Raw genomic sequence first — 22,775 nt, forward strand, 5'->3', positions numbered from 1 at the left:
TCCGTGCGGTTCCCGGAGAAACGTAGATCACTTTCCGTCAGGCCAGGAACGCAGCGAATTTACAAGCAGGGCGATCCCTCCGGCATCCATGGCGGCCGACGGACTTTTCTTGGAAAGCTGCCCTCACCTCCTGATACACCTCGCGTCGAAGGCAGCCCGTGAACGGCTCAGCCCACCTCCGGCGCAACGTCAATAATGCGCACCGAATGAACCTTTGGATTCTTTGTCAACGACTTGATCACTCCCGGGTAGTTCATAATGGTGAACCCGTACACACGACCTTTGCCGGCATAGTCGCGAAGCTCCGCCAGGTCGAGCCCAAGCTCATCCAGTACAGGTTCGTCCTCCGGCCGAAGCAGAGACACCCAGCGTTGAAATTCACGAACCCTCGACACGCTTTTTTGCCCTGCATATATGTCGAACCCACCGATCACACCCGGGTAGGGAAACGACCAGCCAATAGGTTTTCCTCCTTTCCCTGACGAGAGAATGACAACCTCACCAATTCCAATGTCGTGCACTTTTCTGGCCTCTTCCTCGCTCAGCGGCTCCCGTAACTCAACCAGGGCATGAACGATATGCTTCAGTGGGCGCAACCCCTTGACAAGGTCGATCGTCTGACGATTTTCGGTGCCCGGGTCCCCACCGCCGAAGAAATTGAGAAGTTCCGTCAAGTACCACGATCCGGGGTGCGGTGTGCGGATTTCTCCCGATGGTTCCTGTCGAAACTCGATATCCATTCCAGGAAAATCGGAAGGCCAACCGCTCACAACTCGAGGACCCACCTTCACCATCAGGGAACCACTGAACGACGGCGGCTTGTTATCAGGTGGCGAGTCGCGCCTGCACTCATCAGCAGGCGTCAATTTGTATTCCATACGGCAGTCAGGGTTCGCAACAGAAAAACCCATCAATACGACACGACTGAAGTGCACACAGTCCATTGCCTCGATATCGGACCCCGGCGACTTCTCTCCTGCTGTGCAGGACGCCACAAGCAGCATCGCGCAGGCGGCGATTCCAGCAATTACCAGTCTTTTCAAGGCCATCCCCACCCCAATCATCGACCAATCATCTTGATCGACCCTTCAGTACGTGGTCCACACCTCCATATCTTCTACGGGCTAATGTCACGATTTCGTGACCTATCCCAGTCGTGAGATCACCATCCACCCACAGTTCTCTGCAGGGCGGTCATTTTCTCGTCGAGCAGACTCCGCCATGCTGGACCGGATGTCCGACGACACGGCGAACCCTTCCGGGCCGAGGTGGCTCGGCATCGCATCACCACCGCTCACAGGATTACGAAAGAACGGGCGGCGCCATGAGACCCGTGGTCATGTGGCAGGACCGCGAGGCAGTGGTCGGTGGAAGCACTGGTGTCCGGCACGGCGGTCGGATCAAGGAAAGTGGTCAGGATCGGCCGGGTTGTGAGGCCGGGCTCTGCGGTCAGGACGATCACCAGCGTGGTATCTCCGACGGGAGCCGGCCGTATCGAGAGCCGCATCCCCCCGGTGCACCTCCCGCTCTGCTCGGGCCGCCTAACGTGGCGGACCTGGTGGAACGGGGCCGCGATACGGTTCGGCGGCCAGCCGGCCATGTCCTGGAGTTCGACCCGGGCGGGAAGAGTTCGCAATCGTTTCGTCACCCAGTGGATCACCGAACCAGGCCGTCCAGGTTTACAGTGCGTCCAGTCAAGGGGGTGCGATGAAATTCGGGATATTAGGTCCGCTGACGGTGTGGCGAGAGGGTGAGCAGCTCGATCTCGGCACACCCAAGGCGCGGGTGCTGCTGGCGGTTCTGCTGTGCCAAGCGGGTAATCCCGTTTCGGAGGATCAACTGGCTGTGGCGCTGTGGGGGAACACCCCTCCGAAGAGCGCCATCAAGAACATGCAGACCTACGTCCACCGGCTCCGGCGGCACCTGGGGGACCCGGCTCGCGTCGTGCGGCACGGCTCCGGCTATCTGGTGCTGGTGGTCCGGGACGAGCTGGATGCGGCGAGGTTCGAGAACCTCGCCGGCTCAGGGCAGGAGGTGGAGGCCGCCGGTGAGCCGGAGGAGGCGACCCACCACCTGCACGAGGCGCTGAGTCTCTGGCGCGGGCCCGCGTTCGTCGGCATGACCGATGTCCCGGTGCTGGCCGCGGAGGCCGCGCGGCTGGACGAGGTCCGCCTGTCGGTCCTGCAGTCGCGGATCACCCTGGACCTGAGGCTGGGACGCCACGCCGGGCTGCTGGGCGAGCTGACCGCGCTCACCAACGAGTACCCACTGCGGGAGCGGCTGCGCGCGCAGCTGATGCTGGCGCTGTACCGCTGTGGCCGGCGGGCGGACGCGCTCGCCGAATACACGCGTGCCCGCAAGACCCTGATCGAGGAGACCGGTCTGGACCCGGCCGAAGAGCTGCACGACATGCATCGGAGAATCCTCACCCAGGACCCCTCACTCGACCTCGTTCCTCGCCTCATGACGACGATCACGGGCTCCCCTGCGGGGCCGGGCCCGTACAGGCCGGCCTACCGTGACACTGCCGCGGGCCTGTCGGACGAACCGGGCATCGAGCCGGGCGGGGACACGCGTACCCTGTCCGCCGACCGTCCCGTCCGTGCCACGGCCCCGATGCCCGAACCTCAAGCGGCCCCCACTCCGGCCCCCGCCGAGTTGCCGCCGGACATCGCGGATTTCACGGGCAGGGACGGCGAGGTGACAGACCTCACCGAGGTCCTCACCAAGCCGCGGCCGGGCACCGTCGCCATGGCCAGCATCGCGGGCCTGGGGGGCCTGGGCAAGACCACGCTCGCCGTGCACGTCGCGCACCGGATCGCGGGCCGCTTTCCCGACGGCCAGCTCTACGCGGACCTGCGCGGCGCCTCCGCCGACCCTGCCCGCCCGGAGGACGTGCTCAGCCGGTTCCTGTTCGCACTGGGCATCAGCGCCACCGGCATACCCGAATCGCTGGAGGAACGCGTGGCGTTCTACCGGAGCTGCCTGGCCGGACGCAGAATTCTCGTCCTGCTCGACAACGTCGCCGGAGAGGAGCAGGTGCGGCCGCTCCTGCCCGGGGCCCCCGGCACGGCCGTGCTCCTCACCGGACGTGTCCGGCTGGTCGGTCTCGAGGGCACGAGCCTGCTGGAACTCGACGTCCTGCCGTCGGCCCAGGCCATGGACCTGCTGAGAAGGATCATCGGCGACGAACGCGTCCAGGACGACCCGGACGCGGCTCTGGAGATCATCCGGCTGTGCGGCCGGGTCCCGCTGGCCGTCCGCATCTCGGCGGCCAGGCTCCTCGGCAGAAGGCAGTGGAGTCTCTCCCACCTCGCCGGCGTCCTCGGGGAGGAACGGCACCGGCTGGACGAACTCGTGGCGGGCGACCTCGACATCCGCGCGGGATTCGAGATGAGCTACCGGACGCTTCCCCCGGGTGCGCAGCGGGCCTTCCGGCTGGCCGGACTGCTCGACGCGCCCGATTTCGCCCCCTGGGCGGTGGCGGCCCTCCTGGACGTGCCGGTACGGCAGGCGGAACACGAGATCGAAACCCTGATCGACGCTCATCTGCTGAACCTCACCGGGACGGACGAGACGGGCGGGCTCAGGTATCGGTTCCACGACCTGATCCGGTTGTACGCGCGTGAGCGGGCGCAACGCGAGGACCCCGAACCCGAGCGCCGGGCCGCGCTCGAGCGGGCCCTGGGAGCGTGGCTGGCGCTGGCGGAGGTCGCGGCGGAGCGCGTCCCGGGCCCCTGCCACGCACTCATGCACAGCCGTGCGCCGCGCTGGCGGCTGCCTGCGGCGGTTGCCGGCCCGCTGCTGGCCGATCCGATGGCCTGGTTCGGCGCGGAGCACGCCGCGCTGATGGCGGGGGTCGCCCAAGCCTGCGAGGCTCGCCTGACCCAACTCGCATGGGATCTCGCGGGGTCCACCGAGACGTACCTCAACGTGCGTGGCTTGTATGACGGCTGGCAGCGCATGCACGAGCAGGCGCTCGCGCTCTGCCGGGAGGCCGGCGACAAGCGCGGCGAGGCCGTGCTGATGCGCGGCCTCCTGGAGGTCACCACCTGGAGCTCACCGGCGGGCCCCGGACCGGCGATGACACGGATGCGGACCGGTGCTTCGCAGCTCCTCGACCTGTTCACCATGCTGGACGATCCGGTCGGAACGGCCGACGCCCTGGCGACCCTGGCCTGGAGCATGACGGCCGACGGGAACGGTGGTGCACAAGCGCTCGCCCTGGCGGAGCGCGCTCTGCGGACGGCCGCCGACGCGAACTACCTCGGCGGCCAGGCGCGGGCCTATCACGTGATGGCGATCATCCACGGCGAGGACGACCCTCAAGGGGCGCTCAAGGTCCTGGAGCAGGCGACGAAGGTCGCCGAGGCGCTCGGCAACGCTCACTACACCACGACGATCACCCAGTTCCTCGGTGCGGCGAAATCGTTCTGCGGTGACATCACGGGCGGCCGGGAACTGCTGGAGAGCTCCTTGGGAATGGCACGGCGGTTGAACTACCGCTATCTGGAGACGTTCTCGCTGCTCTACCTCTCGAAGCTGTTCGCCGCGGTCGGGGACGAGCGGGCCAGGGCGACCGCCGAACTGACGCTGGCCCACAGCGAGGACGGCAACTTCGGCCATTATCTCGCCGACGCGCTCAGCGTGCTCGGGCAGTTGAACCTGGCCGAAGGAGACCTGCCCGCCGCCGTCGCCACCCTCGAACGCTCGGTCCGGGTGTGGCGAACCCGCGGCTCGATCCCCTACCTGGCGCGGACGCTCCGCGCCCTCGGCGACGCCCACGCCGCCGCCGGCGACCACCGCACGGCCAGAGCCGTCTGGGAGGAGGCCCGTGAACTGTTCCGCGGGATCTCGCACGAGAACGGCGTGAGAACGCTGGACTCCCGGCTCGGGTGAAGGGCGGCCAGGCTCTCGGCGACACTCGCCGTGGGCGACCGCCATCAGACGGCCGGCGGTCGCAGAGAGCCGGGTGCCGCCTGCCGAGGATCAGTATCCGACGATGTCCGCGCCCTCTTCGGGGCCGTCACACTCCATCGCGGGCAGGGCGGGGACCCGGGGTTTCGAACCGGCGGTGACGTCGAGCTCAAGTGACCAGGCGTATTCCGCGCGTATTCCACAGTGCTACCGACGGGTGCAACGATCACTCCAACGAACTCCGGCCCGTCAGAGTGATTCGAGCATGACGAATCCTCGTTAGAGGCCATATTTCGCCCTTTAATACCAGGCGCCCCGGAGGGCTGATCTCCGTCCGAGAAGGAGGAACGATGAACCCGCTCAAAACGGTCACCGTCGGCGTCGCTGTCGCGGTGGCGAGCGTCATCCTCGCACAGCCGGCCTTGGCGGCGAGCTTTCAACGGGATGTCGGAGACGGAATCGTCCGCTACGCCGACCCCACCAACGAGTTGTGCGTCCGGGCGGATGACACCACAGGAACGGCCTGGGTGGAGGTGACCCTGACCCGCCCGGGTGTGATCGGAAGACCCATCGTCATCAGAGACGACAACATCCGGCACCCGGGCGCCACCTGTGCGGTACTCACCGCCTTCGAGGACGTCACCTACCGGGCCGATTACGAGAGCTACTGGAGCGGGCGGGGCACCGTCCTGCGCGGGACGTTCCAATTCGGGATCTGACGCTCGGACAGGGCCCTCCACGCCGTCAATTGCAGTTCTCATCTCGATTCACCAGGAGGCGACATCTCGCCCGTCCTCCGATCGCGAAGGGTTTTCCATGAACAAATGCATGAGGGTCGCCCTCGTGGCAACGATCGCCGCGGGATCCCTGCTCGTCGGAGCACTGCCGGCACAGGCCGCCAACCGTGACAACTGCCGCGGGCAGGTCTCCGGCATCTCCACGAGCGGCTCTGCCGTCGTCGCCTCGTACGTCGTCGTATGCGACCGGGTCCAGAACCGCATCATCGTCTCGGCGGACGTCAACCGCCACAACAACCCGATGAGAACCGCGCGCAAGACGAAGGTCTGTAACAACGCCACCAGGTGTAGCGTCCATCCACGGATCTCCAATCCCTCCGGCAGGCAGTTGTTCTCCGGAGCGGTCTTCGCCGCGATCGCCGCGCGAGGTAGCTACATAGCAGGATGTGGGTATGTGGAAGGGGTGCTGGACGGGGGCCTGGCCCTGGACGCGATCATGACCTGCAGAGCCTCGGACGAGTTTCACTGACCGGCCCACTCATTGACGTCGCGCTGAGGGGCCGCGACGTGTTGTGCCGTCCAAGGCCGGTAAGTCGGGGTGGCGGATCCTGCGTCGCCGGCCGGTCGCCGCACGACCGCTGGTCGTGGTGTTCTTCTACATGCCGCCGAAGATGGCGCTCCCCCGCACGTGCGACCCCACCTCGGCGTGGTCGTGTTCGGCCTGGGCGGCCTGGTGTGGGCGCCGTTCACGCCTTTGCCCACGGCTTCCTGCAGTCGTGTGTCGAGCCGGAGGAGCAGCAGGTCGTCACGCTCTGGACGACCGGCTCGACGCCGGCCGGGAGCACCGGAGAGCCGGTGCTCTCCGGTGCTCCCGATCATGCCGCTCCCGATCGCGACTCTCGCCGTACTCGGAAAAGGTCAGGCTGAGGAGTGAGCTCAGCGCTTCGCGATGTTGTACTGGATGGTGTACTGCCGCGCTCCGCAGCAGCCGGGGTGACTCGGGTTGGGAGTCCGGATCCAGAGCTGCCCGAGGTTGCTGCCGCTGCGTGCTCTGACCGTCCGCATGACCGAATATGCCTTGGAACCGCCATCGCAGATCTTGCCGTATCTACCCCGCTGGGCCTCCCAGTCGTTCGCGTTGGCGAAGTAAAGGTCCGGAAAGATGCATCCGCCCCTGGGGAAGCCGTTCTCGCGGATCACGATGGACCGCAGCTGCGCGGACTTGGAGGACTTGTAGGCCCAGGTGGTGGTCACCTTGATCGGGTACTGCCGGCCACGGTGGTCCTTGATCGCGACATGGGTGATCACGGACTGGATCGGCTTGACTCGCTTGACGTAGCTGATTCTTTGGTCGGGCGCGGCGTGCGCAGCGGGCGCCGCGAACAGCCCGGCTCCGAGGGTGGCGGTGAGAGCCACTCCGATCGTGGGAAGCCGGAGTCGCGTGAGGGGTCGCACTGGTTCTCCTTCATCATGCAAGGCATTCATGGACAGACGATCATCTGACCGGTCGGAAGATACTTTTGAGGAGCGCGGTCAAGCCGAAGAGTGAGCGTCGAGCCGGGTGAAGGTGGAGCCGGCCGGCTGCGCGGGTGCCGAGCATGTGGCCCCCACACATCCGCGTCTCGGTGCTGCCCCTATAACGACGCCAGTCGAAACACCGAGAACGGACACAACGCCTACATCCCCTTCCGCTTGCCGGTCATTAAAATTACTTTCCTTCCAGGCGTTTCTCGAGTTTTGCGCCGACCAAAACCCTATACGACCTCGATATATTCAGAGAATACGGCCGGCATACGGGCGCTGGATTCCGCCGGGTCCTGCGCACCAGGTAATGACGGCGCGGACATGGCCGGGATCGCGCCTGGATCAACGAGTGGTGGGCCACTTCAGGAACCACACTCGGACGAGGGTAACGCCAGCCAAGATTAAAGTGTTTTATACGAGTGGTTCCGAGTTGAGGACGACCGCCACTCAGGATGAAAAACACTCCCGGTACGACGGGCCGAGCCGGCACGCAGGACTCTGTCAGAGATGTGCTTTCCGCGTGGCCTGCCGTGGCCGGTGATGCTCTTTTCTTGTCTGAGACTGTTCACATGGTGGCGTTGGCGCGCGGCCAGCGACCGCCCGACGCGCGGCGGGCCGCAGAGCGGACCACCTTTGACCATGTGATGAGAATCCTCGCGATCGACCCCTGACGACTCCCGCCACACCCCCTGCCGCAACCCTGCGGCCGTCTCCTGCAAGCCGACGGCATCGACCCGCCCGACCCAGTAATCCTCCGTCGCCCGCTTCAACTCGTGACGACTCCCGACGCGGGGACGATCGCCTGGCATCTCGCCCTTGAGAGTGGAAAAGAACGATTCGGCCAGTGCGTCGTCCCAGCACTGTCCGGCGCGGTGAGCTTCCCTCCGCAGGACGGACACCTCGGGCACATATCATGGGATGACTCCCGATGGCCATGGCGCGCCCGCGGATGAATGAAGACGAAGGAAGTAACCGACGTAGGCACACACCTCGTGGTCACCGTCCTGGCTCCCGGCCTTCCTGCTGATGAAAGTTACACCGAAATCCTGAGAGAGTCGTCGGCCATCCTGGAAACCGGGATCAGAGGTTACGCGGCGTTCACAATTGTTCTTGACGTAAGACATAGGACGTCATACGTTGCACGAGCGCTATTCATGGGATGTCTCTCAGACAAACCACATGATGTGCTTGCCTTCGGAAGCACTTTTTGACCGAGTGCTCTACCGCAGGGTGTCCCGTCGAATGGCGGCTGTATCGCGGCGGTGGACCAGCCGTGGCGGCACAGGCGGCACCCGGCCGCAACGATCACTCCAATCTCGTCACCGGGAGTTTCGATGAACATGCCGATGAATCGTCGACGCTTCATCGCCACCACGGTGGCGACCGCAGGCGCTGCCACGCTGCCTTCGGCGATCTTCGCTGACCGGGCGGCCGCCGCCGTGCCACCGCAGCTGACGCTGCCGCAACGCGGCATCTACGACACGGCAGCCGCGGCGAATTGGGCCGATGCCTTCCTGACCGGCAACGGTGAGTACGGGGCCATGCTCTACGGCGCGCCCACCCTGGAAAAGGTGATCTTCACGCATCATCGGTTCGTTTTGCCCAACGGCACCCGTAACGTAACTCCGCCGGTGCTGTCGGGCCGGTTGGCGGGGGTCAGGGACAAGGCGCTCGCCGGTGACTTCAACGGTGCCACCGGCGACTTCACCTCCGGCTGGTCGCTGCGCTGGACTCAGACCTTCCATCCAGGCTATGAGCTGCAGATCAACACCCCGGGGATGACGACGGCCAGCGATTACGCCCGGATCACCGATTTCAGGACCGGTGAGGTCACCTCGACGTGGACCGACGGTTACGGCGCGTGGACCCGGCGGGCTTTCGCCTCCCGAGCCGACCGGGTGATCGTCCACGAACTCACTCCCGCGCCGGGCCGGACGATCGACACCACGCTCAGCGTCAACACGGCCCTGAGCGGTGTGCCGGGGTCCGTCGGTTTCACCACTTTGGCCACGGTCGGCAACGGTGACGGCTACCTGAACCTGCGGGGCAGATACCCCGCCGGGCAGGGGGCGTTCGGCTATGAGGGCGTCACCCGGGTAGTCGCGACCGGCGGTTCGATACGGGTGAGCGGGTCGGCCATTGTTGTGGCCGCGGCGACCAAACTCGTGCTGCTGACCAAACTCGATCGCTATGAGTCGTCCACGGCGTGGGACGCGAAACCGTTGCACACGGCGCTGGCCGTGCTGAGCGCCGACTACGCGACGTCGCTCACGCGGCATACCGCCCTGCACACCGAGCTGTACGACCGTTCACGCCTCGACCTGAACGTCAGCGCCGCCGATCGGCAATTGTCGACCAGTGAGCTGATCGCGCGGCAAAACTCCAACCGCAATGTCATCGACCTCGCGTTACTGGAGCGGATGTACGACTCCGGCCGTTACCTGTTCCTCAGTTCCAGCGGCGTCCTGCCGCCGCGGCTGACCGGCCTGTGGACGGGCGCCTGGGACGCGGCGTGGGCCGGCGACTTCACCACGGACGCCAACGTCAACTTCCAGGTCGCCGGCGGCAACATCCTGTCCCTCACCGAAGCCATGGACGGCTACTTCAACCTGATCCTCGGCCAGATCAACGACTGGCGCACCAACGCCAGAAACCTCTACGGCACTCGCGGCCTGCTCGCTCCCTCCCGGACCGACGGCGAGTACGGCAAGATGCTGCATTTCGACGGCGGGTTTCCCGGCCACACCTGGATCGGCGGCGCCGACTGGCTGCTCTATCCGCTGCTCGAGTACTACCAGGTCACCGGTGACGCCACCTTCTACCGCACCAAGCTCGCTCCGGTCCTGATCGAGCTCGCGTTGTTCTACGAGGACTTTCTCACCCGCACCGACGCCAACGGCAAGGTCATCTTCGTGCCGTGCTTCTCCATGGAGAACAGCCCCGGCAACACGGGCAGGCAGCTGTCGATCAATGCGACCGGCGAGATCGCCGCAGGCAAGCATGCGCTGCAGGCCGCCGTCGACGCCGCGAACTTCCTCGGCACCGAGCAGGGCTCAGGCCAAGGCGTGCAACGCTGGACCGCCTTGCTGACCAAAATGCCCGATTATCGAATCAACGGCGACGGGGCGCTCGCGGAATGGTCGTGGCCCAGCCTGACCGACCGGTACAACCACCGTCACGCACAGCACATGTACCCACTCTGGCCGCTGCACGAGATCAACCCCGAGGACAAGCCCGACCTGATCCGCTACGCGAGCCGCGCACTGGATCTGCGAGGAGACGAGGCAGGAGAGGCCCACGGCGCCATCCACCGCAGCCTCGCCCGAGCCCGGCTCAAGGACGGCGCCGGCGTGTACGGCAACCTGCGGAAGATCCTGGGCAACAACATGATCTTCCGGTCGCTGATGACCTCGCACAACCCGAACCTGGCGATCTACAACGCCGATGCCGCCAATTCGCTGCCCGCGATCCTCGCCGAGGCATTGATCTACACGAGGCCCGGCATCCTGGAGTTGCTGCCCGCGCTGCCCGACCAGTTCGCCAAGGGCACGATCAACGGCGTGCGCGGCCGCAACCGCATCCGGATCGAGTCGCTCACCTGGGACATCAGCGCCCGGACCGTCACCGCCAGCGTCATCTCCGACATCGCCCAGACCGTAACGCTCATTTGCCGGCGCGGGATCGTTTCCGTCACCACCAGCGCGGGCGTCGCCACCTCGCCGTTGGGCAGCCACGCCCGCCAGGTGTCACTCACCGCAGGTACGACGACCCAGATCACCGTCGGCCTGGGGGCCGGCGGCCCGTCCACCGGCGTCGTCCGCCTGGTCAACCGCAACAGCGGCAAGGTGCTGGACGTCTCCGGCGGCTCCACCGCCGACGGCGCCGCCATAGTCCAGTGGCCCTGGAGCGGCGGGACCAACCAGCGCTGGCAGATGTCGCAGAACTCCGACGGCTCGTTCCGGCTGTCCGGTGTCGGCAGCGGCAAGGTCCTCAGCAGCCCGAACGCCAACCAGGGCACCGCCCTCGTTCAGACGACCGACAACAACGGCGCGAACCAGCGGTGGAAACTCGTCCCCGCGGCCACAAGCGGCTACTACCGACTGATCAACATCGGCAACGGATTGTGCGCGGACGTCGAAGCGGGCTCCACAGCCGACGGCGCCCGAGTCATCCAATGGGCCACCAACAGCGGCGCCAACCAGGAATGGCAGGTCGTCGCCGTATGACGCCGGGGATCCAGCCGCGTTCCGTCGCACTACCCCGCTAGAGACTTCGAAGGCTGAAGTTACAGGGGTTTAGTGGCGAGGCCTGTCTGGCGATGAAGCCGCTGATCAGCCGAGGTCGGTACTGTATCTTCTTCAGCCGGATCTTGATCAACCGGGTGAGTTCGTTCAGGGTCTCCTCGGCCAGGTTGGCCAAGGAGTGTTTCAGGTGGGCCCGGACGGCCTCGACCGGGTTGAGTTCGGGGGCGTAGGAGGGCAGCTGGATGACCGTCAGCTGAGCTTCCCCCAACGCCGCCACATCCCCGCTCATCGGCACACCTCTCCTCTTTGGCAGGCGACGTCCCCCAGTGATGCGACCGTCACATCCCGTCGATGAACAATCGGACCCCCAGGCTCCGCAGGCACCGCCGATTCACCGGTTGCGCCCCTTTAGCGAACAGCTCACCACGCGCATCACCCGGGACTAATCAGCAAAGCTTCACCATTGCCTGCCAGTGGCAATGCTCGACGAAGGAGGGCCGCGGCACTTTGTCGTTGAGCTAGTGGTGGTTGGTGTCGAACCACTTGGTCATCTCCAGCGGCGCCGCCCCCGCCAGCGCGATCGCGTCCAGCACGTGGTCGTACAGGGAGAAGGTGTTGGACGGCACCGCGCCCAGCCCCGCCCCCTGACGGCTTCCGCCACACCCCTTGCCGCAGACCGGCGGCTGTCTCCCCAGACCGGCGGCATCGACCCGCCCGGCCCGGTGATCCTCCGTCGCCCGCTTCGACCCGCGACGGCCCCGATACGGGGATGGCCCAAAACGGTCGTGGTGACCTGACTCAAGCCCAGCCCTTCCCTCGGCTCATGCCATGCCGACCCACGACCACGCGGAGGAACACCCGGGAAGGACACATCCCAGGCCCTCCCACGAAACCAGGGATCACCGCACGCCGGACGGCGCACGGACGGCCGGCAGGTCTTCGGGCTCACGGGCACCGCGCTCACTCCTACTGACCGTCGCTTCCCAGATGCCACGCACCCAGGGCCTACCGGTGCTCCCACTTGCGTGTCTCCGGATTCCACCGAAGCGCACCAGGAGGGCCGCTGAGGTCTACATCACGCAGCGCGGCCAACGCTTCGTCCGTCGCGTCGGTACGCATGTGCAGGCGCAGGTGAGAGCCGGGATCATTGACCACGATCAACGTGCTCTCAGCAGGTTCGCCGTTCCTGGCAAGCTTGCGGGCCAGCTTGCGCAGCTTGCCACGGACCCCGTCGTAGGCGCCGTCAGCCAGTCGGCCGATCAGTGCCTCCACGAACGGGACCAGTGCACAGGTCGTCACGACAGTGGCGACGGTCGTCACCCACTCCTGTTCCTCGGGGCCCTCGAATCTGCGCCGCCGGATCCTGTCCCGCATCTCGGCGGCCTCACCAGGCTCACCATGACGTTCGAGGAACGCGGCGAAGCGCTCGCTGTCGCCCTCGCCCTCGAGCGTCGACCTGGCCTCGGCCACGCGGCCCTGCCGCTCGAGAAACTCGACCAGCGGCCTGATGAATCGGGCCTCACGATAGAGCCGCTCAGCTCCCGCCAGGTCGCCGTCGCGCTCCCGCACCCCGCCGAAATACGCCGCCGCCGCCCCTGATCCGAGGTCGAACGCGTCACGCATCCACCGGTCGGCCGCCTCCCGCGAACCCTCCTCCGACAGCGTCATGGCAAGCTCATAGAGCTCATGGCCTGGATCATCGGCCTGCAGGCATACCTCCCACGCCTCGTCGTCGGCGCCGCGCCGCGCCAGGAGAAGTGCGAGCTTCGGACTCAGCGACCAGTCGAAGCCGCTTTCCGTGGCACGGCGCAGCCAGTGCTCCGCCTCAGCCCACCGCTCCTGCTCGTAGTAGCCGAGCGCAAGCAGTGAGAACGCGGTGCGGTCACCGGCCTCCGCGGCACGGAGATAGAGCCGCTCCTGCTCGGCGGGATCGTGACGGCCCTGCCACGCACCGAGCATGCGCATGGCGTCGGTGGAACCGGCCTCCACCGCCCGCCGCACCCACGCGGCGCCCTCTTCGGCTCGCGGACCGTGGCGCAGCGCGAGCCACAGGTCGATCATCGCCTTCGGGTCGTCGGCTTCGGCCTGTACGCGCAATGTCTCCTCATCGGCTGACCCCATGAGACCATCATTGTCGCGAATCGCTCGTCGCGGGTGGGCTTTGTGACGCGCCCGCCGACCGCGCCGGGGTAGACGCGCGCGAACGCCCGGCGGCCCGGACGGCTCTCGAATCCCACATACGCGCCCTCGACACGCAAGGCGAGGCCGCGCCAGGCCGCGTCGAGTGCCTCGGCGCCCCCGGGCGGAACATGTTGCCGATGAGAAGGGCACCGTGGCGCCGGTGCGTGAAGGCGGTGGCGTCGGGCGGCACGTCGCTCACCGCTCCGCCCATGGAGCGCAGCTGGATCAGGGGGCGGTGCGGCCCCGCCGCGGCCCGCGTGATCGCCGCCCCGTCCTCGTCGGTCACGGTGGGAAGGAACCCGCTGGTCGTGATGACGGGCTGCTGACCGACGTTCGCGTGTAGGTGCGCCGTGGAGACCAGGGCCGGGTACGGGATGACCTGCGCGCTCCGATCCAGCAGGTTGAGGCCGATGCCGAGCAGCGGTTCCACGGCCGCCCGTATGCGGCGGGAGCTTTCCGAGGCGACCACGGCGGTGATCGAGAAGGCGAGTGAATTCCCGTACGGCATCAGCATGGTCGCGGTGGTGAGCTCCCTTGGAGCCGAGGCCATGAGGTCGGCCCACTGCCGCAGCGTGCGGCCGTCGCGGTCGACCTTCACGACGATCTGCGCGTACCCGACGTTGCGCAGTTCCATCGCCTCGATCTCGAACGCCACGAGAATGCCGGCCCCGGCGCCGGCGCCCCGGACCGCCCAGAACAGGTCCGGCTCGTTGTGCTCGTCGGCCCGCACGACCCTTCCGTCCGCCAGCACCATCTCGACGGCGCGGATGTGGTCGATGGTCAGGCCGTACTGTCGCACCATCCAGCCGATGCCGCCGCCGGTGGCCAGGCCGCCGACGCCGACGTTGCCGTGGTCGCCCGAACTGACCGCCAGCCCGTACGGCGCGAGGGCCGCCGCGACCTGCGCCCAGCGGGCCCCGGCCTGGACACGGACCATCTTGGTGCGCCGGTCGAGCACCTCGATGCCGTTCATGGCCGACAGGTCGATGACGAGGCCGCCGTCGTTGGAGGCGCGTCCGGAAAGACCGTGCCCCCCGCTTCGCACGGCAAGGGGCAGGCCCTGCTCGCGGACGAAGCGGAGCGCGGCGACCACCTCCTCGGTGGTCTCGGGCACCAGGACGGCCGCCGGCCAGGAGACCTTGGCGTACGTCGACCTGAGCATGCCGTACCGGCGGTCCCCCGGAGTGACGATCTTGTCGCGCAGCTCGCGGGGAAGCGTGGAGAGGTCCGGTTTCATCGCCGTCCCCTGATCACGCTCACGCGCTCGCGCACGGCGGGGACGACCTCGGCGGCGAACACGTCGAGCTGCGCCCGGGCCTGGGTCAGCGGCCAGAACACGAACGTGTCGAAGCCGAGCTCGACCGCCCACTCGGTGAGCGTGTCGACCCACACCTCCGCCTCGCCGACCAGGCCCTGCCCACTCCGGAAGGGGCCGATCGCGCCGATGACGTTGTAGACCCGGCGGACCGACCGGGGATCGCGCCCAGCCTCCTGGGCCGCCTCGTCGATGATCTGCTGCCGGGCCGGCACCGTGTCCGGAGGCACGTAAATGTTGAGGGGGGAGATCCAGCCGTCGCTGTGGCGTCCGGTGACGGCGAGCATGCGGCGTCCCTGGCTGCCGAGCCAGACCGGGACCGGCGCCGGGGGGACCGGCCCTGCGAGGTATCCGCCGATCTTGTTCTGGTCGCCGTGGAAGCTCACCGCACCGCCCGCCAGCGCCCGGTGCATGATCTGCAAGGCCTCCTCGGTGAAGGAGACCATCTCAGGGCCGTTCCTGCGCACGCCGCCCATCGAGGCGATGCCGTCGGCGGTCGCGCCGCCGCCGACGCCGAGGACGAACCTGCCCTCGGTGAGCGTGCTGAGCGAGGCGGCGGCCTTGGCCAGGATGGTCGGCGGGCGCAGCTGCACATCGGCGACGTCGGTGAAGAAGGAGATGCGTTCGGTCACCGCGGACAGGTGGCTGACCAGCGTCCAGGTGTCGAGGTGGCCCGGCTGGTAGGGATGGTCCTGGACGGCCAGGTAATCCAGTTCGGCGTCGGCCGCGGCGCGGGCGAGCGATCTGGTCTCGGCGAGCCGGTCGAGACCGGGATCGAGGCTCAGTCCGAAGGTTATGGGGTGTCCGTAATCGGTCATGCGTCAATCTTCCGGGGGCCCTCCTCACCTTGGCAATTTGCTCATTAGCTACTAACTTTGGGTAAGTGGTTAATCAAGCGCCGTCGAGGCATCTGGATATCGATGAGGCCGGCTGCCGGACCTTCCCGGAAGCACTCGAACTGGTCGGCCGCCGGTGGACGGGGGCGATCCTGCTCGCCGCGCTACGGGGCGCCCGCCGGTTCGGCGAATACCGGACGACGGTGGTCGGGATCTCCGACCGGCTGCTCTCCCAGCGGCTCAAGGAACTCGAGGCGGACGGGTTCATCGACCGCACGGTCATCCCGAGCACGCCGGTGCAGATCCTCTACACGTTGTCGCCGGACGGCGAGGAACTCATGTCCGTCCTGCAGCCGCTGGTGGACTGGGGCGCCCGCCGCCAGGCGAAGAGCCACAGGTAGCCCAGGTAGGACGGCGTGGACCACGTCGGGCCGTACCCCTGGACGGCGAGGACATCGCGGTCGTGAGCGGTGGCACCCCACTAACGGTCTGTCGTTCGCCTCGCGGCATAGGCCTGCCGCCACTGCTCGGCCGCCTGGGTCATGTGGCGACCGACGTGTTCGAAGAACTCCCCCACGTCCTGCAGCCGGGTGCCGGCGGGTGTGGTGGCGCCGAGGGTCCGGGCTCCTCGGCGGGCGAAATCCGCCAGCATGGTGTTCTGCCTGGCGCTGGCCAGCCAGCCGCGGAACCAGGCGTCGTCGTCGATGACGTACCGGTCACGCCGCCGGCGGGGGTCGCGTTCCCGCCGGATCAGCTCCTGCTGTTCGAGTTCGCCGATGGCCTTGGAGATGGAGGCGGGACTGACCCGGAGGCGCCGGACGAGCTCGGCGGCGGTGAGGCTGCCGCTGTCGGTGAGGTACAGGCAGGTGAGCACCCGGGCGGTCATACGCGGTAGCCCCGTCCCGATCACCATCGCGGTGAACTGTTCCTCCAGGTCGCGGACCGCCTCGGGGTCGCGCCCGTGTGCGTCGGTGGCTGCCGGTGGCGCCGAGGCCGGGGCCGGGGCCGGCTTGCGCCGGCGAGCACGACCTTCGGTCGCCTGGTGTGCCCGGTCGGCCTGGTAGCCGCCGGTTCCGCCATTGCGGATCACCTCCCGGCTGATGGTCGAGATCGGCCGGCCCAGGCGGCCGGCGATCTCGGTGTAGGTGAGTCCTTCGGCCAGCCCTTCGGCGATGTGCCGGCGGTCCTGGTACGTCAGCCTGCCTCCCGGCATCGGGTGCTCGCCTCCTGTCGCTCTGTCGTCCCAGCTCGTTCGACGCGCCCGCGGGGCGGATGGACAGTATTGCGTTCGCGAGCATCTCATTGCAAGAAGCGATGACCACATTTGCATTCAATCACAGACTCATTGCAAATGATATCGCTCTTACCTGCCTAAATGTAGAAAATTGGGAGTTAAGTTTGACATTTTCATGAATGCAAATTAGCTTTTTCCACGTGCCGAACAAGCACTATCGCGAGTGGGACGGTCAGTTTCGCGCTGATGTCCCGCGTCTGGAAGGAGCCGACATGACCGAACCCCTCCCCGCTACGGCAGGGCCGCCCATCGCCGCGTCGGCGGCGTCTGCTCCCGGCCATGCCGAGGTGCGGCGTGCTCTTGATCACGCCGTGGCCGGCGGCGCTCCCGGCATCATCGCCGAGATCCACGACGGCAGCGGCAAGTGGTTCGGCTCGGCGGGCGTGGCCGACACCGAGACCGGCCGCGAGCGCCGGCAGCACGAGCAGTTCCGCATCGGGAGCGCCACCAAGGCGTTCACGGCCACCGTGGTCCTGGAACTGGTGGCCGAACGCAGGCTGAGCCTCGACGACACGGTGGACAGGTGGCTGCCCGGCCTGGTCGAGGGCAACGGCTACGACGGCCGTGAGATCACCGTCCGGCAGTTGCTCAACCACACCAGCGGGATCTTCAACTACGGAAACGACAAGGAGTTCTTCGCCAAGGGACAGGGAGCCGCATGGTTCGAGTACCGCCACGACACCTACACCCCCGGGCAACTGGTGAAGGTCGCCCTGGCCAACCCGCCCTACTTCGAGCCGGGCAGGGGCTTCGGTTACTCCAACACCAACTACTTCCTGGCCGCGATGATCGTCGAAAAGTCCACGGGCAGGACGTACAGCGAGGAGCTCACCCGGCGGATCCTCCGTCCGCTGGGGTTGGCCGGGACATACCTTCCGGGCGGCGAGGCGAAGATCCGCGGGTCGCACCCCGTGCATTACTCCACGCTGTTCTCCCCCGACGCCAACCCCAAGATCTACGACGCGACCGAGATGAACCAGTCCTTCGCCTGGGCGGCCGGCGGCATCGTCTCGACCACCTCCGATCTCGACCGGTTCTTCGGCGCGCTGCTGGGCGGACGCCTGCTGCCGCCCGCCCAGCAGCGGGAGATGTTCACCACCGTCGCGACCCGGAACTGGATTCCCGACACCCGGTACGGCCTCGGCGTCTTCTCGCAGAAGCTGTCATGCGGCGTCACGGTCTGGGGCAACGCCGGCGCGACCTACGGTTCGTGGACGTACGCCATGGGGTCCCGTGACGGCGAGCACATGGTCATCAGCCAGGTCAACGGGGACTGGAGCGGCCTGAGCGTCTTCAACGACGTGCTCGCGGCGGAGTTCTGCCCAGCCGAGTCCTGATGCGTTGCGGTGGCGCGCTCGCGGCGCAGCTGGAGCAGGCCATCGAGGAGCGCTTCGGCTTCGGCGTCGATGTCCTGGTGCGTGATCACGCGTATCTGAAGGCGGTGGCCGACGCCTGCCCGTTTCCCGCGGCTTCGCTCGAGGGCAGGCAACTGCACGTCACGTACTTCTCCGAGCCGGTCACCGCGTCGCGCTTGGCATCCCTCGACGCGGCGAGCCACCTCCCCGAAGAGTTCCGGCTCGGCGACCGTGCGCTCTACCTCTACACCCCGGATGGCCTGGGCCGCTCCAAGCTCGCGGAAGCCCTGGCGAAATTCGCGCCTGCCGATGGTGCCATCGCCACCACCCGCAACTGGAACACCGTCACCAAGCTGATAGAGCTGACTCGGGCCCATCCCGCCTGACTGTCGCCGTGAAGGGCGGGCCGTCATCGTCGACGCCCGCCGCGACCTCGCCGCCGAAGGCCGGCGCGGAGGCCGCACCGTCGGCGTTCGCCGACCAGGAGGATCGCGACATGGTGAACCGGGTCCCGGGAGACGTCGAGCATGGCTCGACGGGCGGCCGCGTGGAGTTTCCGATCGAGGAGCTCGTAGTGACGCCTACGGCAGATCGTTGAGGAAGCAGGAGTGAAAGTTTCAGGCCATCCGGCCGCCGAGAGACACGGCTGCCGGGGCCGAATGTCCACCTCCACCAAGGCGTACACGGTCGGAAAGGAGCCGAGAACCATCAGGGGCTCTTGACGGCTTTCGGCGCCCTTTCCACACTGAGTCCCTCGGAACGGTTCTCTCGACTCGGCGGTGGTACGCGACGGAGGATCACCTTCTTCGACGTCTGGTGGTGTGCGTCCTTCTGACCGGACGCGGCGTCGTGCACGCGGACGCTCCGCGCCTTCTCGCATCGTCGGTCCGGCTATGGAGGCTCAAGCATGAGCTCGCGCGCCTTTCCCCCCTCTCGCACCCGCGGACGTCTCAGTGACCTGCGACGCGCGCTGCTGGCCACAGCGGCCGGAGTTCTCGGCCTGGTCTCCGCGCAGACGATGCCGCTGCCGGCCGATGCGGCCGCGTCCACGCTGGCCGCGGCGGCGCAGCAGAGCGGGCGCTACTTCGGCACCGCGATCAGCGCCGGCAAGCTCGGCGACTCGGCGTACACGACCATCGCGAACCGCGAGTTCGACATGATCACGGCCGAGAACGAGATGAAGATCGACGCCACCGAGCCCCAGCGAGGCCGGTTCACCTTCACCAGCGGTGACCGGATCTACGACTGGGCGGTGCAGAACGGCAAGCGGGTGCGCGGCCACACCCTGCTCTGGCACCCCGGCCAGCCGGCCTGGATGCAGTCGCTGTCTGGTGGCAGCCTGCGCCAGGCGATGATCGACCACATCAACGGCGTGATGGACCACTACAAGGGCAAGATCTACGCCTGGGACGTGGTCAACGAGGCCTTCGCCGACGGCAACTCCGGCGGCCGGCGCGACTCCAACCTGCAGCGCACCGGCAACGACTGGATCGAGGTCGCCTTCCGCACCGCGCGCGCCGCCGACCCGGCCGCCAAGCTCTGCTACAACGACTACAACATCGACAACTGGAGCTGGGCCAAGACCCAGGGCGTCTACAACATGGTCCGCGACTTCAAACAGCGCGGCGTGCCCATCGACTGCGTCGGCCTGCAAGCCCACTTCAACAGCGGCAGCCCCTACAACAGCAACTTCCGCACCACCATCTCCAGCTTCGCCGCCCTCGGCGTGGACGTGCAGATCACCGAGCTGGACATCCAGGGCGCCTCCCCCACCACCTATGCCGCGGTGACCAACGACTGCCTGGCCGTCCCGCGCTGCACCGGCATCACCGTGTGGGGCGTGCGCGACCAGGACTCCTGGCGCTCGGGCGACACCCCGCTGCTGTTCAGCGGCAGCACCAAGAAGCCGGCCTACACCGCCGTGCTGAACGCCCTCAACGCCGCCGCCCCGAGCCCCACTCCCACAGCGACTCCCACGCTGACACCGAAATCCACACCGACCCCGCGGACCGGCCAGTGCTCGGCGACGACGCAGACGAACAGCACCTGGCCCGGTGGCTTCCAGACGACGGTGACCGTCCGCGCGGACAGCTCGCCGGTCAACGGGTGGACGGTGCGGTGGACCTGGCCCGGCGGGCAGAGCATCAGCAGCCTGTGGAGCGGCCGGCACACCGTGTCCGGCTCCAGCGTGAGCGTCCGCAACGCCGCGTACAACGGCTCCATCGCGGCGGGTCGGTCGACCACCTTCGGCTTCACCGCCAACGGCACCGCGGTTGTCCCGTCGGTCACCTGCGACGGAAGCGGAACGACGGGATGAACCTCGGCCTCTCCTGGCGTGACACCTGATCGGCCAGCGGTCGGTGCTCGACCTCTTCGATCACACGCCTGCATCGGGGACACAGATGATGTTAACGCTAACGGATCAAGTGCGCGCTCGGATGAAGCACTCCCCCGCACTCATGCGATCAGCATCCCCTCGAAATGCCCGACGGATGATGGAACGATTCAATCAGACCATGAGGAGCGGCACGCTTTGGGCATTTGATGTAGTTATGGGCTGTATGCGACATAAGCAAGTCCGTCGAGCCGCCTTCATCCGCAAGTCATGATCATTGACGTCGTCCATCAGGTGATTCCTGTAAGCGGCGAACCGATTGATAACAGGCTAGAGTTGGACGACGTCGCGTTCCGTATCGACGGCCGCGTCAATACAGGCACGTCTTCAAGGAGCACCAATGGTCGATTCCGTTAACCGATCAAATGCGCGGTCAGCCGACGCCAGTGCGCCCGGCGCGCGAATCGACCCGACGATCCCTCATCCGGCACGCATATACGACTACCTCTTGGGGGGCAAAGACCATTTCGCCGCCGACCGCGAGGCGGCGGAACAACTTGCCGAACTTTCACCTGGCACGCGGGAAGGGGTGCGCGCCCATCGGGCATTTCTCGGCCGAGCCGTACGTCATCTCGCCGAGAACGCCGGAATCACCCAGTTCCTGGACATCGGCACCGGCATCCCCACCCAGGGGAACACCCACGAGATCGCTCAACAGGTCAATCCAGCAGCTCGCGTGGCGTATGTGGACAACGATCCCATCGTCCTGGTTCACGGGCGTGCCCTGCTGGCGAGCAGCGAAGAGGGCATGACCACGGTGATCGAGGCCGATCTACGGGATCCGGATCGGATCCTGTCGCATCCGGAGGTCACCAAAGTCATCGACTTCACCCGGCCGGTGGCGCTCATCATGGCCGGCGTCCTGCACTTCATCACCGATGAAGAAAAACCCTACGAGTTGGTCGAGCGATACAAAGCGGCCGTCCCCTCGGGCAGCCGGCTGCTGTTGTCGCACATCACGCTCGACTTCGCACCGCAGGTTCCCAAAGAGAGATTCACCAAGCCCTATGACAAGGGTTCCGCGCCAATGGTTCCGCGAAGTCATGCGGAGGTGACGAAATTCTTCCAGGACTGGACGATGGTGCCTCCCGGGCTCGTCGAAGTGGTCACCTGGCGGCCGGACGAGAACGAATACCAAGAATCGATTCCCGGCGGCGGTCACGCCTGGGCCTACGGTGGCGTGGCCGTAAAGCCGTAAGGCTTCGCGGGCGGCCATGTCGAATGGCCGCCCGCGCATCCACCCGCGTCGCCATCCGCCGGCGGTCGTCTCGGACGTCTTCTGCCGCAGGGTCGTCGGTCGAGCGACAGCCGGGCACATGCGCACCGAACCGGTCACCGACGCGGACCGTGGCGCACAGCGCACGGGCCTGACCACGCGGACCGCGGCGCCCGGCGCACAGGCCTGATGGCCGGGGTCGCCGTAGCGACCCCGGCCATCAGGCCGTCATGGATGGTGCGGTGTCAGGACTGCCCGGCGAAGGTCCACCTCTGGTTGTTGCCGCCGTGGCAGGTGTAGAGCTGGGTCAGGGTGCCGTTGGCGGTGCCGTTGCCGGCGGCGTCCAGGCACAGTCCGGACTGCACGCCGGTGATGGTGCCGTTGGTGTTCAGGCGCCACTTCTGGTTGTTGCCGCCGTGGCAGGCGTAGATCTGGGCCTTGACGCCGTTGGCGGTGCCGGCGGCGTCCAGGCACTTGTTGCCGTAGACCCGCAGCTCCTGCGCTGAGGTGTAGGTCCACTGCTGGTTGGGGTTGGTGTGACAGTCCCACAGCTGGACCTGGGTGCCGTCAGTGGTGCTGGAGTTGGGCACGTCCACACAGCGGCCGGAGGCTACGCCCTTGATCTGCCCGTTCCCGGAGGGCACCGTCGGGGTGACGGTGGGTGTGGGGGTCGGGTCCGGGTCGGGGTTGGGGTCGGCGGCGTTGAGGGCGTTCAGGACCGAGGTGTAGGCCGGCTTCTTGTTGCCCGAGGTGTCGAACAG

General features: G+C 66.9%; 18 protein-coding genes. 9 read left to right on the plus strand and 9 right to left on the minus strand.

What is annotated here, in order from left to right:
- Nucleotides 1–167: 167 nt before the first annotated feature.
- On the minus strand, nucleotides 168–1,064 hold the full coding sequence (locus tag ACVCAG_RS35205; protein WP_447191165.1) for a hypothetical protein: 897 nt from the start codon (nucleotides 1,062–1,064) through the stop codon (nucleotides 168–170).
- Nucleotides 1,065–1,707: 643 nt separating this feature from the next.
- Here ACVCAG_RS35205 and ACVCAG_RS35210 point away from each other — a divergent pair.
- The 3 genes from ACVCAG_RS35210 to ACVCAG_RS35220 all read left to right on the plus strand — a co-directional run bounded on the left by ACVCAG_RS35210 (nucleotide 1,708) and on the right by ACVCAG_RS35220 (nucleotide 6,183).
- Nucleotides 1,708–4,899 carry a BTAD domain-containing putative transcriptional regulator gene (locus tag ACVCAG_RS35210; protein ID WP_440085742.1) on the plus strand — a complete coding sequence of 1,064 codons (3,192 nt, stop codon included), beginning with the start codon at nucleotides 1,708–1,710 and terminating at the stop codon, nucleotides 4,897–4,899.
- A gap of 368 nt (nucleotides 4,900–5,267) precedes the next feature.
- Nucleotides 5,268–5,636, plus strand: a complete 369-nt coding sequence (locus ACVCAG_RS35215; protein WP_440085741.1) for a hypothetical protein — start codon at nucleotides 5,268–5,270, stop codon at nucleotides 5,634–5,636.
- A 97-nt stretch (nucleotides 5,637–5,733) separates the two neighbouring features.
- Nucleotides 5,734–6,183: a hypothetical protein gene (locus tag ACVCAG_RS35220; protein WP_440085740.1), complete on the plus strand. Its 450-nt coding sequence runs from the start codon at nucleotides 5,734–5,736 to the stop codon at nucleotides 6,181–6,183.
- Nucleotides 6,184–6,590: 407 nt separating this feature from the next.
- Here ACVCAG_RS35220 and ACVCAG_RS35225 read toward each other — a convergent pair whose 3' ends face one another.
- Together ACVCAG_RS35225 and ACVCAG_RS35230 are read right to left on the minus strand one after the other, a co-directional pair.
- A complete protein-coding gene (locus tag ACVCAG_RS35225) occupies nucleotides 6,591–7,109 on the minus strand; it encodes a hypothetical protein (protein WP_440085739.1) in 519 nt (172 codons plus the stop codon).
- 470 nt (nucleotides 7,110–7,579) lie between these two features.
- A complete protein-coding gene (locus ACVCAG_RS35230) occupies nucleotides 7,580–7,987 on the minus strand; it encodes a hypothetical protein (protein ID WP_440085841.1) in 408 nt (135 codons plus the stop codon).
- A 525-nt stretch (nucleotides 7,988–8,512) separates the two neighbouring features.
- Here ACVCAG_RS35230 and ACVCAG_RS35235 point away from each other — a divergent pair.
- Entirely contained in the window at nucleotides 8,513–11,404 is a 2,892-nt protein-coding gene (locus ACVCAG_RS35235) for a glycosyl hydrolase family 95 catalytic domain-containing protein (protein ID WP_440085738.1), read from the plus strand.
- Nucleotides 11,405–11,441: 37 nt separating this feature from the next.
- Here the strand turns inward: ACVCAG_RS35235 and ACVCAG_RS35240 are convergent, their stop codons facing one another.
- The 4 genes from ACVCAG_RS35240 to ACVCAG_RS35255 all read right to left on the minus strand — a co-directional run bounded on the left by ACVCAG_RS35240 (nucleotide 11,442) and on the right by ACVCAG_RS35255 (nucleotide 15,736).
- Entirely contained in the window at nucleotides 11,442–11,711 is a 270-nt protein-coding gene (locus ACVCAG_RS35240) for a hypothetical protein (RefSeq protein ID WP_440085737.1), read from the minus strand.
- A gap of 716 nt (nucleotides 11,712–12,427) precedes the next feature.
- Nucleotides 12,428–13,543 (minus strand): tetratricopeptide repeat protein, encoded by a 1,116-nt coding sequence (locus ACVCAG_RS35245; RefSeq protein ID WP_440085736.1) that lies wholly within the window; start codon nucleotides 13,541–13,543, stop codon nucleotides 12,428–12,430.
- Nucleotides 13,544–13,550: 7 nt separating this feature from the next.
- Nucleotides 13,551–14,840, minus strand: a complete 1,290-nt coding sequence (locus ACVCAG_RS35250) for an FAD-binding protein (protein ID WP_440085735.1) — start codon at nucleotides 14,838–14,840, stop codon at nucleotides 13,551–13,553.
- A complete protein-coding gene (locus ACVCAG_RS35255) occupies nucleotides 14,837–15,736 on the minus strand; it encodes an LLM class flavin-dependent oxidoreductase (protein ID WP_440085734.1) in 900 nt (299 codons plus the stop codon). Before ACVCAG_RS35255 ends, ACVCAG_RS35250 begins: the two co-directional genes overlap by 4 nt.
- Before the next feature lie 65 nt (nucleotides 15,737–15,801).
- On the opposite strand from ACVCAG_RS35255, the gene ACVCAG_RS35260 reads away from it, so the two are divergent.
- A complete protein-coding gene (locus ACVCAG_RS35260; RefSeq protein ID WP_440085733.1) occupies nucleotides 15,802–16,155 on the plus strand; it encodes a winged helix-turn-helix transcriptional regulator in 354 nt (117 codons plus the stop codon).
- Nucleotides 16,156–16,235: 80 nt separating this feature from the next.
- Here ACVCAG_RS35260 and ACVCAG_RS35265 read toward each other — a convergent pair whose 3' ends face one another.
- Nucleotides 16,236–16,967, minus strand: coding sequence for a MarR family transcriptional regulator (locus tag ACVCAG_RS35265; RefSeq protein WP_440085732.1), 732 nt, complete (start codon nucleotides 16,965–16,967; stop codon nucleotides 16,236–16,238).
- A gap of 293 nt (nucleotides 16,968–17,260) precedes the next feature.
- Here ACVCAG_RS35265 and ACVCAG_RS35270 point away from each other — a divergent pair, with 293 nt between their 5' ends.
- The 4 genes from ACVCAG_RS35270 to ACVCAG_RS35285 all read left to right on the plus strand — a co-directional run bounded on the left by ACVCAG_RS35270 (nucleotide 17,261) and on the right by ACVCAG_RS35285 (nucleotide 21,996).
- Nucleotides 17,261–18,385 carry a serine hydrolase gene (locus tag ACVCAG_RS35270; protein ID WP_440085731.1) on the plus strand — a complete coding sequence of 375 codons (1,125 nt, stop codon included), beginning with the start codon at nucleotides 17,261–17,263 and terminating at the stop codon, nucleotides 18,383–18,385.
- Nucleotides 18,385–18,789: a DUF1697 domain-containing protein gene (locus ACVCAG_RS35275; protein WP_440085730.1), complete on the plus strand. Its 405-nt coding sequence runs from the start codon at nucleotides 18,385–18,387 to the stop codon at nucleotides 18,787–18,789. Before ACVCAG_RS35270 ends, ACVCAG_RS35275 begins: the two co-directional genes overlap by 1 nt.
- 521 nt (nucleotides 18,790–19,310) lie before the next feature.
- Nucleotides 19,311–20,720 carry an endo-1,4-beta-xylanase gene (locus ACVCAG_RS35280; protein WP_440085729.1) on the plus strand — a complete coding sequence of 470 codons (1,410 nt, stop codon included), beginning with the start codon at nucleotides 19,311–19,313 and terminating at the stop codon, nucleotides 20,718–20,720.
- Between the two features lie 418 nt (nucleotides 20,721–21,138).
- Nucleotides 21,139–21,996 carry an SAM-dependent methyltransferase gene (locus ACVCAG_RS35285; RefSeq protein WP_440085728.1) on the plus strand — a complete coding sequence of 286 codons (858 nt, stop codon included), beginning with the start codon at nucleotides 21,139–21,141 and terminating at the stop codon, nucleotides 21,994–21,996.
- 263 nt (nucleotides 21,997–22,259) lie between these two features.
- Here the strand turns inward: ACVCAG_RS35285 and ACVCAG_RS35290 are convergent.
- The coding region (locus tag ACVCAG_RS35290; RefSeq protein ID WP_447191166.1) for an RICIN domain-containing protein at nucleotides 22,260–22,775 on the minus strand (516 nt) is incomplete at its 5' end.

This window comes from Streptosporangium sp. G12 (assembly GCF_052983175.1).

Bases quoted from the DNA above. Each gene is read 5' to 3' on its own strand.
- ACVCAG_RS35205 (WP_447191165.1), bottom strand. From the start codon at position 1,064: ATGATTGGGGTGGGGATGGCCTTGAAAAGACTGGTAATTGCTGGAATC.
- ACVCAG_RS35210 (WP_440085742.1), top strand. From the start codon at position 1,708: ATGAAATTCGGGATATTAGGTCCGCTGACGGTGTGGCGAGAGGGTGAG.
- ACVCAG_RS35215 (WP_440085741.1), top strand. From the start codon at position 5,268: ATGAACCCGCTCAAAACGGTCACCGTCGGCGTCGCTGTCGCGGTGGCG.
- ACVCAG_RS35220 (WP_440085740.1), top strand. From the start codon at position 5,734: ATGAACAAATGCATGAGGGTCGCCCTCGTGGCAACGATCGCCGCGGGA.
- ACVCAG_RS35230 (WP_440085841.1), bottom strand. From the start codon at position 7,987: ATGCCAGGCGATCGTCCCCGCGTCGGGAGTCGTCACGAGTTGAAGCGG.
- ACVCAG_RS35235 (WP_440085738.1), top strand. From the start codon at position 8,513: ATGAACATGCCGATGAATCGTCGACGCTTCATCGCCACCACGGTGGCG.
- ACVCAG_RS35240 (WP_440085737.1), bottom strand. From the start codon at position 11,711: ATGAGCGGGGATGTGGCGGCGTTGGGGGAAGCTCAGCTGACGGTCATC.
- ACVCAG_RS35245 (WP_440085736.1), bottom strand. From the start codon at position 13,543: ATGGGGTCAGCCGATGAGGAGACATTGCGCGTACAGGCCGAAGCCGAC.
- ACVCAG_RS35250 (WP_440085735.1), bottom strand. From the start codon at position 14,840: ATGAAACCGGACCTCTCCACGCTTCCCCGCGAGCTGCGCGACAAGATC.
- ACVCAG_RS35255 (WP_440085734.1), bottom strand. From the start codon at position 15,736: ATGACCGATTACGGACACCCCATAACCTTCGGACTGAGCCTCGATCCC.
- ACVCAG_RS35265 (WP_440085732.1), bottom strand. From the start codon at position 16,967: ATGCCGGGAGGCAGGCTGACGTACCAGGACCGCCGGCACATCGCCGAA.
- ACVCAG_RS35270 (WP_440085731.1), top strand. From the start codon at position 17,261: ATGACCGAACCCCTCCCCGCTACGGCAGGGCCGCCCATCGCCGCGTCG.
- ACVCAG_RS35275 (WP_440085730.1), top strand. From the start codon at position 18,385: ATGCGTTGCGGTGGCGCGCTCGCGGCGCAGCTGGAGCAGGCCATCGAG.
- ACVCAG_RS35280 (WP_440085729.1), top strand. From the start codon at position 19,311: ATGAGCTCGCGCGCCTTTCCCCCCTCTCGCACCCGCGGACGTCTCAGT.
- ACVCAG_RS35285 (WP_440085728.1), top strand. From the start codon at position 21,139: ATGGTCGATTCCGTTAACCGATCAAATGCGCGGTCAGCCGACGCCAGT.